The 17,924-nt window shown below is 61.8% G+C and carries 12 protein-coding genes and 1 tRNA gene; 3 read left to right on the top strand and 10 right to left on the bottom strand.

Annotated features, from left to right (window positions below; genetic code table 11):
- The first annotated feature begins 214 nt into the window (after positions 1–214).
- Positions 215–1,114 carry a TraB/GumN family protein gene (locus FKL89_RS03455; protein WP_156861353.1) on the top strand — a complete coding sequence of 300 codons (900 nt, stop codon included), beginning with the start codon at positions 215–217 and terminating at the stop codon, positions 1,112–1,114.
- Between the two features lie 27 nt (positions 1,115–1,141).
- On the opposite strand, the gene FKL89_RS03450 is transcribed toward FKL89_RS03455, so the two are convergent.
- From FKL89_RS03450 to FKL89_RS03420, 7 genes are all read right to left on the bottom strand, one after another.
- A complete protein-coding gene (locus tag FKL89_RS03450) occupies positions 1,142–1,819 on the bottom strand; it encodes a methylamine utilization protein (RefSeq protein ID WP_156861351.1) in 678 nt (225 codons plus the stop codon).
- A complete protein-coding gene (locus tag FKL89_RS03445; protein WP_156861349.1) occupies positions 1,816–2,253 on the bottom strand; it encodes a group I truncated hemoglobin in 438 nt (145 codons plus the stop codon). The genes FKL89_RS03450 and FKL89_RS03445 overlap by 4 nt, the downstream gene beginning before the upstream one ends.
- Positions 2,254–2,396: 143 nt before the next feature.
- The gene (locus FKL89_RS03440; protein ID WP_156861347.1) at positions 2,397–3,737 is read right to left on the bottom strand and encodes a TolC family outer membrane protein; all 1,341 of its coding nucleotides are present in this window, start codon (positions 3,735–3,737) and stop codon (positions 2,397–2,399) included.
- Between the two features lie 45 nt (positions 3,738–3,782).
- A complete protein-coding gene (locus tag FKL89_RS03435) occupies positions 3,783–4,118 on the bottom strand; it encodes a rhodanese-like domain-containing protein (RefSeq protein ID WP_156861345.1) in 336 nt (111 codons plus the stop codon).
- A gap of 13 nt (positions 4,119–4,131) precedes the next feature.
- Positions 4,132–4,794, bottom strand: a complete 663-nt coding sequence (locus tag FKL89_RS03430; protein WP_156861343.1) for a protein-L-isoaspartate O-methyltransferase family protein — start codon at positions 4,792–4,794, stop codon at positions 4,132–4,134.
- A gap of 188 nt (positions 4,795–4,982) precedes the next feature.
- Positions 4,983–8,093 carry an efflux RND transporter permease subunit gene (locus FKL89_RS03425; RefSeq protein ID WP_156861341.1) on the bottom strand — a complete coding sequence of 1,037 codons (3,111 nt, stop codon included), beginning with the start codon at positions 8,091–8,093 and terminating at the stop codon, positions 4,983–4,985.
- A gap of 14 nt (positions 8,094–8,107) precedes the next feature.
- Positions 8,108–9,361, bottom strand: coding sequence for an efflux RND transporter periplasmic adaptor subunit (locus tag FKL89_RS03420; RefSeq protein WP_156861339.1), 1,254 nt, complete (start codon positions 9,359–9,361; stop codon positions 8,108–8,110).
- A 584-nt stretch (positions 9,362–9,945) separates the two neighbouring features.
- Between FKL89_RS03420 and rpoD the strand changes: the two genes are divergently transcribed.
- Positions 9,946–12,606 (top strand): RNA polymerase sigma factor RpoD, encoded by a 2,661-nt coding sequence (gene rpoD / locus FKL89_RS03415; protein WP_156861337.1) that lies wholly within the window; start codon positions 9,946–9,948, stop codon positions 12,604–12,606.
- Positions 12,607–12,768: 162 nt separating this feature from the next.
- Positions 12,769–12,845, top strand: a tRNA-Ile gene (locus FKL89_RS03410).
- 43 nt (positions 12,846–12,888) lie between these two features.
- Here the strand turns inward: FKL89_RS03410 and FKL89_RS03405 are convergent.
- The 3 genes from FKL89_RS03405 to FKL89_RS03395 all read right to left on the bottom strand — a co-directional run bounded on the left by FKL89_RS03405 (position 12,889) and on the right by FKL89_RS03395 (position 17,917).
- Complete coding sequence (locus FKL89_RS03405; RefSeq protein ID WP_156861335.1) at positions 12,889–13,770, bottom strand: hypothetical protein; 882 nt, start codon at positions 13,768–13,770, stop codon at positions 12,889–12,891.
- Between the two features lie 21 nt (positions 13,771–13,791).
- Positions 13,792–14,895 (bottom strand): hypothetical protein, encoded by a 1,104-nt coding sequence (locus FKL89_RS03400; protein ID WP_156861333.1) that lies wholly within the window; start codon positions 14,893–14,895, stop codon positions 13,792–13,794.
- 235 nt (positions 14,896–15,130) lie between these two features.
- A complete protein-coding gene (locus FKL89_RS03395; RefSeq protein ID WP_156861331.1) occupies positions 15,131–17,917 on the bottom strand; it encodes a site-specific DNA-methyltransferase in 2,787 nt (928 codons plus the stop codon).
- Positions 17,918–17,924: the final 7 nt, after the last annotated feature.

The following is a 17,924-nucleotide window of genomic DNA, read 5'->3' as shown; positions in this document are numbered from 1 at the left end:
TCCTGACTGTATTGATATTTGTCAATGTTGTTTCAGTATAGTGAGTTGATATGCCAAGTGCATATCCACCTTTGATATTGGTAAATGCTGTTGGAATTTCGCCACAGGGTTTCGCCTGCATGTCGCATGTCGGACATCCGGGCGTTCGCGCCGGCGGTTGAACTTGTACGTCACCGCAAACGTCGAAGCCGGCGATCACCGCTAGCATTGACAGATGAACTTCCGCCTCTTCTCCCGCGCTTCCCTCGCCGTCGGCTGCAGCTTGCTGGCAGCCCTGATCTCCAGCGGTGCCGCGCACGCGCAACTTTCCAAACCTTTTTTGTGGGAGCTCAGCAAGGGCGACAGGAAAGTCACCCTGTTCGGCTCGCTGCACGTCGGCAAGAACGACTTCTATCCGCTGCCGGAGGCGGTGCTGTCGCGCTTCGACAGCGCCAAAGTACTTGCGGTTGAAGCCGATATCACGCTACCCGAGACACAACAGGCCTGTACCAAGCTTGCAGCGACCGACGAGAAACTCGACAAGGTGCTGTCGGCGGAGGATTTCGCCGCGTTGCAGGGCTATTTGCGCGCCTCGAACCTTCCGCCCGCAGCATTCGAAGGCAAGAAGCTCTGGCTGGTCAATCTGGTGATGGTGGGTGCGGAACTCACCCAGCTTGGCGTCGATTTTGGCCGTGGGCTGGACCTCATGTTCCTGCGCGATGCCAAGCTGGCCAAAAAGCGTATTGCTGAAGTCGAGGGCGGCGCCAGACAATGCGCTGCGCTCGCCGGGGCCAGCACCACCGAAGCTGCGGCCGCGATGTCGCGCTTCCTCGCCACCGTGCGGGAGAACAAGATGGAGAAGCGCCTGGACGAGATGGTCAATGCGTATCGCGCAGGCGATGGGCCCAAGCTCTCGCGCGTGGTGCAGGAAGAATTCGGCGCCTCAGCCGAGGGCATGGCCGCGCGCAAGCGCGTGTTCGACGACCGCCACCCGGCGATGGCGGAAGCGATCGATTCCTACTTCAAACAGCCGGACAGTCACTTTGTCGTGATCGGTGTCGGCCATATGTTCGGCGACAACAACCTGCTGGAAGCCCTGGCCAAGCGCGGCGTGCAGGCGCGCCGCGTGGAGTAGGGCTGCAACCGGGCCGGCCGCAAGCCGCTAGTGGTGGTGAGCGGTCATCGCCACTTTGCCGTCGGCAGTCCTGGGGGCCTTGCGGATCGGTCGCGGCTTGAAGTCGAATTTCACCGTCGTCTGCGTGGTGCCACTGGCGCCGACCGTAATCTTCGAGGTCAGCGGTGGTTTGAATTGCCCGAGATCCGGGTGCCACGCCGTCAGTTCATAGTCGCCGGGCGCCACGTTCTCGATGCGCGCCAGGCCGTTGTCGCCGGAGATTGCCGTCCACGGTGTGTCTGCCACATAGACGTAGGCGCGCATCCAGTCATGCAGGATGCAGTACGCAACGATGGCACCTTCCTTGTCAAAGCGGATCGGCGGTGGCGTGTCGCCGGGCTTGTGCACGGCGATCTCGAACGGTTTGCTGCTCGAGAATGACTTGATGTGGTGCTCCACCGTGTCGCGATTGGCGAACACCACGCTGGAGCCGGCGCGGATGACAGAAATGTAAGGCTTGAACGACAGTGCCTCCTGGGTGACGGTAATCTGCGTGGGGGCCGTCGCCGGGGGTTGCGAACTGGCCGGCTTCAACGCCATCACGACATTGGGCAGGCTTTGCCCGTCACGATCGCTGGCAACACCGACAAACACGGCGGCCTGCGCCAGTGTGGTTGCTGCCGCGAGGAAACTGGCGGCTGCAGCGTTCAGGAGATGTGTTCTCACGGTTGCACCACATCACGACGCATCGGGGCCAGCGCCGCGATCAGGCGGTTTTGCTGAGATGACGGCACCGCCGCCGCATCGAGCGCGTTCTGCAACTCCTCAGCGAGGGCGTTGAAGTCGGCAGTGGTCACTTTCATGCCTTCGTGGATTTTTCGCATTGACTTGCCGGAGTACTTGCAGCCGCCGCCGAGGACGTCGCAGAACTGATCGGCCAGCATCGCCTGCAGGCGCTCGGTATCGGCGTCCTTGAAGAAGCTGCCAATGCGCGGATGCTTCTGTATGCGTCCGACGAAATCGTTGGTGATGCGGGCCAGCCCCTCAAAGCCGCCAAAGGCGACCAGGGCCGACTCATTGGGCGCCTGCGCAGCGGCAGGCGCCAGCGGCATTACCGCAACGCAAACAAGGGCGGCAAGCAATCGCAAACAGCGTGACATGGCGGAGCTCCGGAAACGGCAATCGTGAAGTCGCAGCGCGCAGGAGTGATCGCCTCGACCAAGCCTTCGCGCCAATGCTGGCTATACGCACCAACACAGCTTCCGGTTTTTGGGCGGGTGTCCCCGCCGGCCGCCGCCAGTGATCAGTCGGTCAGATAGGCGTTGGTGGCGCGCAGATCGTTCTCACCAAGAACGCCGGTCGCAGCCTTCAACCGCAGGTCGTTGAGCAGGGTGTTGTAACGCGCCTGCGCGAGATCGCGCTGTACCTGGGTCACCTGTTGCTGGGCATTCAGCACATCGAGGTTGGTGCGTACGCCAACCTCAAGGCCGAGCTTGGTGGAAGCCAGCTGCGTTTCCGCTGACTTCAGCGCCTGTTGCTGCGCAGCAACCCCGGCGACGCCGCTGGTTACGCCAAGGTAGGCCTGGCGAACCGACAGACCGGCAGTGCGGCGGGCAGTTTCAAGGTCGTTGCGGTTCTTGTCGACGAGCGCCAGCGTTTCCCGGATGCGGGCGCTGAGGCCGCCGGTTGTATCAAAGGGCAGATTGAACGTGACGCCCACCAGGCCGGCGTACGTCCAGGTCCCCAGACCACTGGTACTGCTGCCGCTCGACTGGGTATGTGACACGTTGGCAGTCGCATCCAGCGTCCAGCTCTTGGCGGCCTCAGCGCGTTTGACGTCGTACTCCGACACCGCCAGTGTTTGCTGGGCGATCTGCACCGGATAGGCTTCACGCTCGGCACGGCTGACCCAAGCCTCCATGCTGGCGGGCGTCGGCAGTGACACCTGCGCGTTGCCGCGCAGCGTTTTCAGATTGGTTTCAAAGCGACCGACCACATTACGCAGTGCCCAGCGGGTGCGATCTACCTCGTTGCGGGCGGAAATCTCCTGCGCCAGCACCTGGTCGTAGCGCGACTGTGCTTCGTTGGTATCGACAATGGTGGCCGTGCCCACCTCGAAATTGCGTTTGGCCTGTGCCAGCTGCTCCGACAACGCCGCCTTCTGGGCCTCGACCAGACGCACATTGTCTTGCGCCAGCAGGACGTCGAAGTAAGCTTGCGCCAGCCGGTTGGCAACATCCATTTCGGCCGCCTTGAGGCTCAGCTCGGAAAGCTTCACCGCGACGTTTGCCTGCTCGATGGCGGCGTCGTTAGCCGGCCGATACAAGGGCTTGTTGACAAAGGCCTGCACGTTGGCCGCCAGGTAAGCCCGATCGGTCTGTGCTTGTGGCAGGTTGCGTACGTGCAGGTCGAAGTAGTTGGCGTTCGCGCCAGCGGCAACACCGGTGGCAAAACCATTGCTGCCTTCGGCCTGGGCGACCCGCTCCCGCGCCGCCGACAACGAAGCCCGTGCGGCAGCCATTGCCGGATCCTGCGCGGCGGCCTCGCGATACAGTGACAGCAAGTCGGCGCCAGAGGTGACGTTGACGAGGCCGGCCATCGCGACCGTCAGGGCGGTCAGGGGAAGAAGTCGGTGAACACGCATGCAAAGAGCTCCAGCGATAGCCACAAAAAGGAGGAAAGGGAGAAGTCAGTAGCGGGGAACAGCGGGGTCGACTTGCTGTGACCAGGCATCAATGCCGCCGGCCAGATTGATCGGTCGACCGATACCCTGTCGGGCGAGGAAGTGGGCGCACTGCATGCTGCGCCCACCGTGATGACAGATCACGACCAGAGGCTTGTCATCCCCGGCCAGCTCCCGCACTTCGTCGACCCGCGCAACCAGCACGGACATTGGTACGTTGATTGAATTTTCGATACGGGCGGTCTGAAATTCCCACGGCTCGCGAACATCAAGCAGCACCGCGTCCGCGAGCGCGTCGGCGCGCGCAGCGGCAAGTGTCGGGGCATCAATCTGTTCAACCATCGCTCAGGATTCGCTAGAAAACAAAAGCCGGCGACCTGGCCGCGTTGGCCAGAGGCGCCACCACCGTTTCGAACAGGGTGCGCGATTGACGGCCACCGCTGGCGCTCACATTGACCAGTTGGGCCGCCATGACCGGGCGCTTGCCAACCACCGCGAACACGCGACCCTCGGCCTTTAGTTGGGAAAATACCTCTTCTGGAAGCACTTCCATCGAGCCGGTGAAGACGATCACGTCGTACGGTGCCTCGCCCCGCCAGCCGCGAGCGGCGTCACCCGTAAGTACCACCGCGTTGGTAACCCCGGCCCGGGCAAGATTGTCAGCGCCAAACTTGGCCAGCGCCGGATCAATCTCGATACTGGTGACGCGGGCAGCGCGCGCCGCCAGCAAGGCGGTGAGGTAGCCGCTACCGGTGCCTACTTCGAGCACATGCTCGTGACCTTTGAGGTCCAGATCCTGCACCACGCGGGCTTCCATCTTGGGCGTCCACATGCGCTCGCTGGCCGATACCGGCGCCAGCGGGGTCTCGATGTCCATCAGCGCGAACTCGCGCTGCGCCGGGGGCACGAAGTTCTCGCGCTTGAGCGTGTGCAGCAGGTCGAGCACGTCAGTGTCCAGCACATCCCAGGTGCGGATCTGTTGCTCAACCATATTGAAACGGACTTGTTCGATGTTCATGGCGATGGGTAGTTACGAGCCGGGCGTTCCAGAATCAGGTTCTGCGGCATCAAAGTGGATCGGAAGCAACGATTTTACCGGCTGTTTTCGCTTAATGACTCGCGGTCATTAAGCGAAGTTTAGCCATATTTCAGCCTTGTGCAAGTAGTTTTCGCACGCGAACGCTGACCCGGATCAACGCCAGCCCGTCACTCTGCCGGTACCTCCGCCCCCGAGACGGCCGCGCCCGCGCTGGCGGCACGCCGCGCCGCCTTCTTCGCCGCCCGCCGCGCCTTGAACTCCTCAATCATCGCGTAGATGACTGGCACCACGACCAGCGTCAGCACCGTCGAGCTCAACACACCGCCGATGATCGAGCGGCCCATGGTGCCATCGGCGCCTTCCTGCAGCGCTGCCGCCATCGGCAGCATGCCGAACACCATCGCCGCCGTCGTCATCAGGATCGGGCGCAGGCGGATGTGACCTGCTGCCACCAGCGCCTCCGTGATCGATTTGCCTTCTTCCCGGCGCGCCTGATTGGCAAAGTCAACCAGCAGGATGCCGTTCTTTACCACCAAGCCCATCAGCATGATGAAGGCGATCATGGCGAACATATTGAAGGTGGTGCGCGTCAGCAGCAGTGCCAGCATCACCCCGATCAGCGACATCGGCAGCGTGGCCATGATCGCCAGCGGCTGCGCGAAGCTCATGAACTGCGAGCCGAGCACGAAGTAGATGAAGGTCACCGCCAACACCAGCGCAACGATGGCGTAGCCGAACGAATCGCGCATCACCTGATTGTCGCCATCCTGCTGGAAGCGATAGCCGGGTGGCAGCGGGAATGCCTCGATCAGCTTGTTCACATCGCCACCGACGTCCCCCGGTGGACGCCCTTTGGCATTGGCGCTGATCGTCACCTGACGTTGCAGATAGGCGCGCTCGATGCTCTTCGGATTGGTGCTCTCGGCCAGCGTCGCCACCCGCTCCAGCGCCAGCGCGTCGCCGTCCGGCGCGCGCGGGTTGGCCAGCGGAATCTGCAGCAGCTGTGCAGTGTCGTTACGCACGCCAGCGGGCAGCCGCACCGACACGTCCACCGAATTGCCGGACGGCGGCAACCATGTCACCACGGCGTCTCCGGCAACCAGCGCACGCGACACCGTGCCGATGGTGGCGGGCGTAATGCCAAACTCGGCCGCCTCAGCGCGCTTGGGCAGGATGACCAAGGCTGGCACGGCAGCCTTTTCGCTGCTGTCGATATCGACCACGCCGTTGATTTTTTCCAGCCGCTCGACGAACTGCTCAGAGAGCTGTTTGAGCACCGTCGCATCGGGGCCCACGAAGGACACCTGTACCGGCTTGTTCCAGCCTACCGATACCGTCATGCCGGCGATGCCTTTCACCGCGTCGCGAGCGACGTCCTCAATCTCTTTCTGGCTGCGGACGCGCTCATTGCGTGGCTTCAGGATCACGTTGATCCAGCCGGTATTTTTGCCACGACCGCCGCCCGCGCCGGAGTAGAGCAGCTTGATTTCGGGAATTTTTTTCAGCTCCGCCTCGGCCTGCGCCACTTTCACCGTGGTGTAGTCAAGACTTGATCCGACCGGTGTCTCCAGCCGCATGCCAAATTCGCTCTGATCTTCCTTTGGCACGAATTCGCTGCCAATCAATGGGAACAGGAACATGCTCGCGACAAACAGGCCGATGGCGCCAAACAGTACCGTCTTGCGATGCCCCAATGCCCAGCGGATGACGCGTTCGTAGCGATGCTGCAGCGCCTCAATGCGACCGTCAAACCAGGTCAGGAAGTGGCCCAACCACGGCACGCGCTTGAAGCGATTGCCGGCTGGGTCGGCCCACACCGAAGACAGCATCGGGTCAAGCGTGAAACTGACGAACAGCGAGATCATCACCGCCACCACCACGGTCAAACCGAACTGGAAGAAGAACAGGCCGATGATGCCGCCCATGAACGCCACCGGCGCGAACACGGCGACGATGGCCAGTGTGGTGGCCAGCACGGCCAGCCCGATTTCTTCGGTCGCTTCCAGCGCCGCTTCGTGATGAGACTTGCCAAGCGCGAGGTGGCGCACAATGTTCTCGCGCACCACAATGGCATCGTCAATCAGCAATCCGATGCAGAGTGAGAGCGCCATCAGCGTCAGTGCGTTGAGCGTGAAGCCAAAGGCGTACAGCGCGATGAAGGTGGCGACCACCGAGATTGGCAGCGTCAGCGCGGTGATCACCGTGCTGCGCCACGACGCGAGGAACAGGAAGACGATGATGACCGTCAGCACGCCCCCCTCAATGATGGTGCGTTTGACGCCATCGACGTTGGCCTTCACGTACTTCGACTGGTCGGAAAGAATGGTCAGCTCGATGTCGCTGGGCAGATCCTTTTTCAAGCGGTCAATCGCTGCCTTGACACCTACGCCAACCTCGACCGTGTTGCTGCCGCGTACCTTGAGCATGTCGAGGCTGATCGCACGCACCCCATCAATGCGGGCAAAGCTCGTTTGCTCCTTGCTGCCATCCACGATGGTGGCGACATCGCCCAGCCGCACCTGCAGACCATCGCGGCGGGCAACGACCAGATTGGCGAAGTCCGACACCTGCTTGAAGCGGGCATCCACGCGCACCGATTTGTCGTTCTGGCCGATAGTGATGTTGCCGACCGGTGCGTCGATATTGTCATTGCGGAGCGCCGCCAGCAACTGGTCAACACCGATGCGGCGGGCACGCAGCTTGGCGACATCGGGCTCGATCTGGATCTCGCGTGTCGACGAGCCGTTGATGTTGACGGTCGCGACGCCGGTCACGTTTTCCATGCGGCGGCGGATGACCTCCTCCACCATGTACGAGAGATCGGGCAGCGTGCGCGTCTTCGAGGTCACCCCCAGCGACACGACGGCGCGATCATCGTCGCGATTCGCCTGCGAAACGAAGGGCTCCTTGGCCTCCTTCGGGAAGCCCGGCCGGATCTGCGCCAGCTTGTCGCGCATCTCCTGCATCGCCACCTTGATGTCGGTGCCCATCGCGAATTCGACGATCACCAGGCTGGAGTTTTCACGCGAGCGCGAGGTGATTTTCTTGACCCCGGCGATCGTGTTCAGCGCGTTTTCGATCGGCTTGGTCAGGTCGTTTTCGACCGCCTGCGGGCTGGCGCCCGGATATTGCACGACGGTGAAGGCGAACGGCAGGTTCACCTCCGGCATCGCGTCAATCGGCAGCCGGAAGTAGGACACCGCGCCCATCACCATGAGCGCGAGCATGACCATGGTGCAGAACACCGGATTTTTGATGGCGACGCGAGTCATCCACATGATCGCAACCCCTGTTACTTGCCGGTGGCCGCTGCGGCCCCGGCTGCAGCAGCGGCGCTGACGGCGCCTGCGGTACCACCGGTGGCCGCGACCGGAACTGCCGGCGCGGCGGCCGGCAAGGCGACTGCCTGTCCTTCATTCGGTTCGGTGCCGCGCAGCGTCAGCACGGCGGCGCCTGCGGCGAGACCCTCGGCCACCGGCACTAGCGGATTGTTGTCGTCCGCGCTGGGTGCCAGCTTGATGCGCTTTTTCTGCGCCTTGCCGTCGGCGACCACCCAGAGATAGCTACCGTTGACGTCGGTCTTTACCGCGACGCGCGGCACCGTGATTGGCGCGGCGCTCTGCGCCAGCCGCAACTGGCCCGACAGGAAGGCGCCTGCCGGTACCGTGGTATTTGCCGGCAAGGCGAAACGCGTTTCAACCGTGCGCGCCGCGCTGCCCGTGGTCGGGATGATGCGGGTCAGAGCGCCATCGACTGCTGCCCCTCCGGCGTCGAGCTGGAAGCTGGCTTTCTGCCCAATCTTCAGCTCCGCCACGCGTTCTGCCGCCACCGGCACGATCACCTCCAGCGAGGCCGGATCGAGAATGGTGAACACCGGCATCTCCGCACCCACACGCTCACCGGGCTCCACGGTGCGCTTGGCGATGATGCCGGAAATCGGTGACGTCAGCGCCGTCTCTGCCAGCGCAGCCTTGGCAATGTCCATCTGGGTCTTCGCGGCGTCGTAGGCGGAGCGAGCGCTCACATAACCACTCTCGGTGCTGTCCAGCGCCGCTTTTGAAATGAAGCCGCGGTCGGCCAGCGAACGCTGCTGCGCGCGGTTCGATTCGGCAACAGTCAGCGCCGCCTGCGCCTGTTTCAGACTGGCTTCGCGTTCAGCGATCCGCAAGCGCAACTCATCGCTATCCACCACGCCCAGCCGCTCGCCCATCTGCACGCGGTCGCCAGCGCGTTTGCTGACGTGTGACAGAAAACCGGCGTGGCGCGACCGGACCACCGCTTGCCGTGCTGCATCCACGGTGCCCGCGACGGCCAGCGACTGCACCAGCGTTGCTGGCCCCGCGGTAGCGAGATCGACCGGCGCCAGCGTCAGCACGATTTCCTGTTTTTTGCCGTCCTTGCCGGCTGCCCCGCCGTCGCCTTTGCCCTGAGCCTTGGCCTGGGCACCGGTGCCGCCACCCGCAAACGCCTTGAATCCCGCGTAGCCTCCGACAACTACTACCAGCGCGGCGACACCGCTGACTACCATCCATCGCTTGATTTGCATGCGTTTGCGGGGCTCGTGGCCCCTCCCCTTGTCGTTGAGAGAGCTGGACCCGGACGCGATAGCGCCGCCAAAGTCCACTGTGAGCGCGAAGGCTAGAAGATTTGACCGCGATCAGCACAGGTGGTGCGACAAACCCCCCGCTTTTAGGCGCGAGTTGCGGGTGCCGCCGGCATTGATGGCTTTTGTTGCTGACGCCCATTCAATAAGGGCTATCACCGCAAATTGGCTTCAAGTCGACTTTAGGCGCAATCTCCGCTGAGGCCCAAGTAAAACAAAGGTTAGCCGCAAAAGATGTATGCGCATCGTGACGCCAGATGACCATCAGCGCCCGGTCAAAAATCACGCGCTTGCCGTCGTCTCTGGCGAAACGGGCCAGCCGATGCGCCGCCGCCGTGATGAATGCTCAAAGAACTGGCACGGCGCTGGTAAAATAGAGGGTTACCCTCAACTACTTCCTTGCTCTCCGCTCATGTGTGGCGGAGTGCGGGCTGTGGATACTCCAAAAGAATCGCGCCAGGATGGCGCTGCGCGGCCAGAAACGCGCCGACAGCTCACCGATCGTACGCAACCGGAACCCTTCAAGCATGGCAAAAGCTAAATCGAAACCCGTCGCCAAAGTTACCAAGGCCAAGCCCGCGTCGAAACCGAAGGTCGGTGGCAAAACCAAATCCGCGAAGCCGCAAGCGAAGGCCAGGACAGCCGCCAAGCCGGCTGCAAAGCCCACGGCCAAAGCCGCGAGCAAGGCGAAAGTAGCAGCGAAGCCGGTAGCAAAGGCTGCCGCCAAGGGCAAACCGGCGGCTGGCAAAGCCAAGGTCGCGCCAAAAGCCGCCCCGAAAGTTGCCGCAAAAGGCAAGGTCGCTGCCAAGCCCGTAGTGAAGAAGGCCGCCAAGGCGGTTGCCAAGCCGGTCGCCAAGAAGGCCGCCAAGGTCGTCGCCAAGCCAGCACCGAAGGCCGCTGCAAAGGTTGCCGCCAAGCCCGCCGCAAAAGTAACGGCCAAGCCCGCGCCGAAGGCGGTCGCCCCCAAGGCCGCGCCGAAGGCGGCGGTCAAAACCGCAGCGCCGGCACCAAAAGCGGCCAGCAAACCCGCCGTTGCCGCTGGCAAGGCTGCTCCCGCCGAAAAACTGAGCAAAGGCGCTGCCGCCAAGCCGGTTGCTGCACCCGCGCCGGCCCCGGCGCCAGTGGCCGCCGCCCCCGTCAAGACCGGCAAGCCTGGCCGCCCCCCGAAAAACGCGGTAGCTGCCCCGGCAGATGCCGCCCCTGAAACGCCGGCTGCAAACGCAGCCCCGGCACCGGTCGCGATCAACCCGCTGACCGGCAAACCGAAAACACGCAAGCAGTTGTTACTGGAGAAAAAGCAGCAAGCGCTGCTCGAGGCACTGGCGCCGTTCAAGACGGTCGATGCGGAAACCCGCCGCCTGCGCCTCAAGCAGCTCATCACCCTCGGCAAAGACCGCGGGTATCTGACCTACGCCGAAATCAACGACCACCTCCCCGATGATCTGGTCGATGCCGAGGCGATCGAAAGTGTCGTGGCGATGATCAACGACATGGGCATCCAGGTGTTCGATGAAGCACCGGCTGCCGAAGAGTTGATCATTACGGAAACCGCGTCGGCCGTGGCCGACGACGATGTGGCGGAAGAGGCCGAACAGGCCATTTCGCAGCTGGACAGTGAATTTGGCCGCACCACCGACCCGGTCCGCATGTACATGCGCGAAATGGGCACCGTGGAGCTGCTCACCCGCGAGGGCGAAATCGAAATCGCCAAACGTATTGAGGACGGCCTCAAGCATATGGTGCAGGCGATCTCGGCCTGCCCGATGACGATTGCCGAGATCCTCGCGCTTGCCGAGAAGATCGAGAAGGACGAAGTGCCGGTCGATGACATCGTCGACGGCCTCGCCGGCCTCGAGCCGCCAGAGCCCGCGCCAGCAGCAGCGGCCGCTGACGAAGGCGACGAAGACGAGGAAGGCGAGGAAGAAGAGGAAGAGGACGAAGAGGCCACTGCCGCCATCTCGGCCGAACTGCTCGCCAAACTGAAGGCGATGTCGCTCGAGAAGTTCGCCACCATTCGCAAGAATCACGCGAAGCTGCTCGCCCATATCGAAAAGGGCGAGTACAAGAACGAGAGCTACATCAAGGCGCAGAAGAAGATCAGCGAAGAGATGACCGACATCCGCTTTGCCGCCAAGATCGTCGAGCAGCTCTGCGATTCAGTGCGCAGCGAGGTTGAAAAGATTCGCGGCCACGAGCGCAAGCTGCAGGAACTGATGGTGCTCAAGTGCCACATGCCGCGCGACTACTTCCTGAAGCTTTTCCCTGAAAAGTCGATGGACCTGAAGTGGGTTGACAAGGAAATCGCTGCCGCCAAACCGCACAGCGATGCCTTTGCCAAGAACCGCCAGGCCTTGGTCGAACGTCAGGAAGCGCTGATCGATCTGCAGAAGAAGGTCAGCCTGCCGCTGCAGGACTTCAAGGACATCTACAAGCAGATGTCCTCGGGCGAGGCCAAGTCGCGCAAGGCGAAAAAGGAAATGACCGAGGCCAACCTGCGCCTCGTGATCTCGATCGCCAAGAAGTACACCAACCGCGGCCTGCAGTTCCTCGACCTCATTCAGGAAGGCAACATCGGCCTGATGAAGGCAGTGGACAAGTTCGAATACCGTCGCGGCTACAAGTTTTCGACGTACGCGACGTGGTGGATCCGTCAGGCCATCACCCGCTCGATCGCCGATCAGGCGCGCACCATCCGCATTCCGGTGCACATGATCGAAACGATCAACAAGATGAACCGCATCTCGCGGCAAATCCTGCAGGAAACGGGCATCGAGCCGGACGCACCGACGCTGGCCGCGCGCATGGACATCCCGGAGGACAAGATCCGCCGCATCATGAAGATCAGCAAGGAGCCGATCTCCATGGAAACGCCGATCGGCGACGACGATGACAGCCACCTCGGTGACTTCATCGAAGACACCAACACGCTGACGCCGGTGGACGCCGCCGTGCAGGACAGCCTGCGCGACCTGTGCAAGGAAGTGCTCGACACCCTCACGCCCCGCGAAGCCAAAGTGCTGCGCATGCGCTTCGGTATCGAGATGAACACCGACCACACGCTGGAAGAAGTCGGCAAGCAGTTCGACGTCACCCGCGAACGCATCCGCCAGATCGAAGCCAAGGCACTGCGCAAACTGCGTCACCCGAGCCGCGCGGAACGACTCAAAGGCTTCGTCACCGAGGCTTAAGACCTTCGGCAGGCGACAACACAAAACGGGCCTTCGGGCCCGTTTTGCATGTTGCGTTCACTGCGCACTCCATTCGTGGTGAGCCCGTCGAACCATGAACGTCGTAACACCCAGGCCAGTTCAGATTGACCGGGACTACGATGCGATAATTTCATCCGCAGTGGGCCGTTAGCTCAGTTGGTCAGAGCAGAGGACTCATAATCCTTTGGTCGTTGGTTCAAGTCCAACACGGCCTACCACTCGCACCCTCGCTCCAGGGTGCGACACCATTTCTGTGCAGAATCACGAGCCTTTCGAGCTGGACTTTGCCCGATTGTGCTGCGAGAGCTTTTGCGCTTCCTCCAGTCGCTCCAATTCGGCATGCAGTGCTCTAGCGATATTTTTCTGGGACCGTCCTGCCAACTTGCGTATCGCTGAGTAACGGCTGGTCGACTTGACCGGCGGCGGGCCTTGATAGAGCTTGTCGCATCGATCAACTCTGCCGCGAAAATTCCATGCGGTCGCCGACTGATTGCCGAGGATCGAATCGCGATTTGCGCGTGCAATGCGTCCGCCCGAAAGTTGCCACCAATCGTGCGCGCTATCTCGGTAAGTGATCAAGCCGCCGAAGGCTGTGCTGAACGGCGTTTGAACACTCCGTCGGATCGTGTAAGGCGCCCCGGATGCGCCAATCCGGTAATAGCCGGGCAGGCAAAAGTCGGAAACACACGGCCAAAGGTTATGGTCGACCTGATAACAAAACGCCTCGCCCTGACACGGATCACAAACCTCTACCAGGAACTCCACAGCCTCTGAAGGGTCGGCAGGATTCGGACCCTTGACAAAAAAATCTCCCCTCGGATCCACCAGCATCTCCAAAATCTCGTGGCTGGCAGCCACAGTCCAGGCGCTGTCGTCGCTGTACTGCACAATCGCGAAAGGTGGTCGCTGATCGCTCTCCGATCCCGGCGCATGAAAGCCCGCAACGCCCTTAGCGTCGCGTTTGAGCAAAACCGGCCAGCAGCCGCGCGGCATCTGTTCCAACGATGAGAACCAACCACATACCGCGGGACGCCCCCACGGCACGAAGTCCCGCGAAAGTTGAATCTGGATCGCGCTCGTCACGGCGGATAGCGTATCCGGCGTGACCTGCACATCAAACGGGATGATGGCTACTGGTTGCATCCTGCCTGGCCTCCAGCAAGATCACTTGCTCGCCGCGTACTTAGTATAGGCGTCCTCAAAGTCCGACAAAGTGGATGCGAGTCCTACCAAGACATCGAGGAACCCGCCAATGCCTTGAATCTGCGTCGACGACATTGCGCCCGCAACGGCCGCATCGATTCCGTCATGAACTTTTTTCGGATCCAACTTTGAGAGCGCACGATAACGCTTTGCGTTCGTTGCAAAGTCTCGTGCCAGCGACAGTTTCTGAGCATCACCAAGGCAACCCGCCCCGCTCTTATGCCGGCAATCCGCCAACGCTTGCCACTGTTGCTGCATTGTCTTCGCGACCATCCACCGGCGAATGGTGACCGCTGCGCCCAGTGCAGTACGATTCGCGTCCGTCGCTTCTGCACTCGCGTCAACCCCATACAGCACGACTGGCCCAAACGACGGCCCCGGCTCGCGCTTCAGTTCTTTGGCGGCCGCATCAAATTGCACGTGCAAGTCTTTCACTGCTGCCCGGACTGCAGCCTCACGCTGCCATTTCTCGGCACTGCCCAGAAAAAGCTTGATGAGTTGATCCACAGCGAGCACCTGGCCGAAGATTACCGGAAGAGCAGCAAGGCGCGGCGCCGAGGCTGATCCCAAGGCGGTGGAGGGCGCCAAGTCAGCCGCAAGCAGAGTCTTGCATCGCATCTCGGCTTGCTGCAGTTGTGCCACCAGCTTCGCAGCTGCCTTCTTTGCTGCGTCTGCATCGCCACTGTCAGCTAACACGCCCGCATTCTTCTTGAACTGTCGAATGTAGCCTGCATTGGACGTGTCTTCGGGCGCCGCGCCAATGTCCTGCACGACTTCCAACCCGTCCGAGAACACGCTCAGAGTCCGCGATACCGCAGCAAGGCCACCGGTACCCGCGCAGGACAATGTTGCGATTTTTTCCGTTTCCGTGCCTGCCAGCGCGTCGCGAGAAAGCCCCACCGCCGTGGCAACAGTTGAGTCGTCCCATGCGTCCTGCGTCACAGCCGACGCAGCATTTACAACCTTGATGGGATCTTCCATCGCTCTTACGAAATTTCCGGAGGTCCCGCAGCCCGAAAGCAGAACCGCTGTCACCAGGAGACCCAACGTTAACTTGCCCTTCATGCGCTAACTCCACTGACATCACCAAAGACAACGAGCGGGCGGTTGCTGAGCCTACGCCACTCGTAACGATAAGAACTGATGCAAGCAAGGGTATGAAGTTTTTGCCACGACCGCAATGACTTTGACGTTGCTGCTACCTGTTCGGGTAGGTTGATGCGACCCGTATGGGCAGGTCCCACATCGCGCGTGAGAGATTGCGTTGCGCCAAAGACCTCCTCCGCGGAGTACCGTCTTGTTAAACCCGAAACACCTTCATAACCTCATCCCCCAGATGATTGATCACCTTCACCGCTACGCGGCCGGATTTGGGTTTGTCGAAGGGGCGTGAGGTGTCGCTGTTGAGGCTGGCCCAGGCTTCGGGGTCGATCTCTGCTTTCAGCGTGGTTTTGAGGGCGCTGTAGGGATCGTTGGCGCCCAGGAAGTAAGCGTGACGAACGAAGAAGCTCTCTTCGTTATAGTCGGTGTCGATGAACCAGCAGGCGATGCCGTCGGCGCCGTCGCTCACCACTTCGCCGGTTTGCGGTTTGAACACATCGACGCCGTTGACCTTGACGCGCAGCTTGCCGTCGGCCGCGGGCAGCACATCAATATCCGGCTCGCCGAAGATGACGAAGAGATTGCCCTTGCCGGTGTTCTTCAGGTCCTCTGCCATGTGCAGGTCGGCATTCATGCGCGCCTTGAGTACGGGCAGACGACCGAGCTTGGCGAAATCGGTGGTGTGCGCCTCGTAGTTGAAGGCGCAAGCGATCAGCACATCAAAGCCCGCGTCACCCGCCTCGCGCGCGGCAGCCACCAGATCGGCGCGCTGCACGGTGCCAAACTCGGGGCCGATGAAGATGCCGGCGCGCTTCTCCATCTCCCCCTCAAGATAGCGCCCTTCAGCGCAGATCAAGCCCTCGCCCGGCCACGGCACAAGGGACGTGAAGCTGATGCGCCCCTCCTTGTGCGCCTGTTGCACGCCGGCGGCTTTCAGGTTCTCCAGGATCATCTGCGGGAAGGTCTGCTTCGCCAGATAGTCGGGCGAATCTTCGCGGGCGCGGTCGATCAGTTCGCCGTCTTCGTCCACGCCCAGCACGCGATGCGGCGACAGGCTCTCCACCGTGAACGGCCCGGCCACGCGCACGGCCTTTTTGTTCTCGTACGGCTTGTCGTACAGATACTCAAACTCGGCCTTGGCAGCGATGGAGGCGTCGATCTCCCTTTGCCGCGCGATGCGCGCGTCCCACCATGCAGCGTGCGCCCGCGTGGCCGCATCCGGCCATTGGGTGTCGGCCTGGCGTGGGATTTCCCACTCTTGCCACGCCCGTTTGAGCGTGGCATTCAACTGCGTGCGCAGCGGCTCCAACGTTTGCTGCCACTGGTCCCAGATCACGTCGATCTCGGCGTTGTTGGCGATGGATTTCAGCGTGATGTGCGGCACCCGCTCGTAAACGAAGCCGTGGCGGATGTTGCCGTGGGTGGGCTGCGAGCTGGGCACTGTTTGCGTGACCTCGGCCTCCTTGATCTGCCCCTCGCGCGAATCGGCGAGCAGGTAGAACGGGTAGCGTGCGCCCATGATGCGCGCCCGCGCCAGGGCCAGCGCTACGCGTGAGGTGTCAATAGTGATCCAGCGACGGCCCCATTGCTCAGCGACATAGGCCGTGGTGCCACTACCGCAGGTGGGATCGAGCACGAGGTCGCCGGGGTCGGTGGCCATCAACACACAACGTTCGATTGCCCGCACACTCGTTTGCACTACGTAAGTCTTTTCATCACCGAAGCCGCTTTGCCTCGTGTCATCCCAAATATCGTTTCGTGGTTTGAACGCAAAGTCGTTGACGTAGCGTACGAACGTTAGCGATTTACCGATACCGGCCAGTCGATTCGCCTTGTCGAGTTGGTGCAAACCGCGTAGGTTTGTGCTGAACGTTCGCTTACCGGGCGTGTAAATTTGCCTTTGAAACTCGTACTGACGGACGTCGCTTTCCTGTTGCGGCCTGGCACTAGTCAGCGGGTTGTACCGATATGCCCGACTTCCCTCGGGCAACGGGATCGACCCGTCACTCTCATCTTTCGTCATTGGCCGTCGCCGACCATTAGTGTCCTCGACGAATCTAACGTTCATGTCTTCAGAGTACAAGCGTTGCTCAAAAGAAGGCCTGAACTTGAGCTTGCTGCGATCCCTGGCAAACCAGAGCAGGTAGTCGCACGTGTTGTCGAGAGCGCCGCTTGCCTTCCCTGTTGTCTTACGGAAGACAATTTGCGACATGAAATTAGCCTCGCCGAACACCTCATCCATCACCGCCCGCACCCGGTGCACGTTCTCATCGCCAATCTGCACAAAGATCGAGCCCGACTCGGTGAGCAGATCGCGGGCGACGGTGAGGCGGTCACGCAAGTAGGTGAGGTAGCTGTGGATGCCGTCGCGCCAGGTGTCGCGAAAGGCTTTGACCTGCTCGGGCTCGCGCGTGATGTGGCCGGCGTTGCCGTCCTTCACGTCGCGGCTGGTGGTACTCCACTGAAAGTTGCTGTTGAATTTGATGCCGTACGGCGGGTCGAAATAAATGCACTGCACGCGGCCGCGCAGGCCTTCGCGCTCGGCAAGGCTGGCCATCACCTGCAATGAATCACCGAGGATCATGCGGTTCGACCAGTTCTGGTCGTGCTGGTAGAACTCGGTCTTGTCGGCGCCCTTGGGGATGCCATTGAAATCGGCGAACAAGTCCGCCGTCATCTGCCCGGCCTCGTGTTCGCGCGCCTTGGAGGCGTGCAGCAGGTCGTCGATCAGCGCCTTGGGGTGCACTTTCTCCTGAATGTAGAGCGGCGGGGCGTGGACGACGAGGTCGGACCAGTCCTGCTCGTCCTTGCCGCGCCAGACCAGCTGCGGGTCAAGATCGGTGTTGCGTGGGTAGCGCACGCGCTTCGGGTTTTGTTGCTCGCGGTCAAGCACCGACTGGTATTCCGCCGTGGGGATGTTCTTGCGCGTGGCGTCGTCGTGCTTGAGCGTTTCGACGGTTTTGGGGGCGGCGGGTTTCTTGGCCATGGGTACG

It is taken from the genome of Casimicrobium huifangae (genome assembly GCF_009746125.1).
GTDB classification, from domain to species: Bacteria; Pseudomonadota; Gammaproteobacteria; order Burkholderiales; family Casimicrobiaceae; genus Casimicrobium; species Casimicrobium huifangae.
This window is presented reverse-complemented; position numbering and strand designations above follow the sequence as displayed.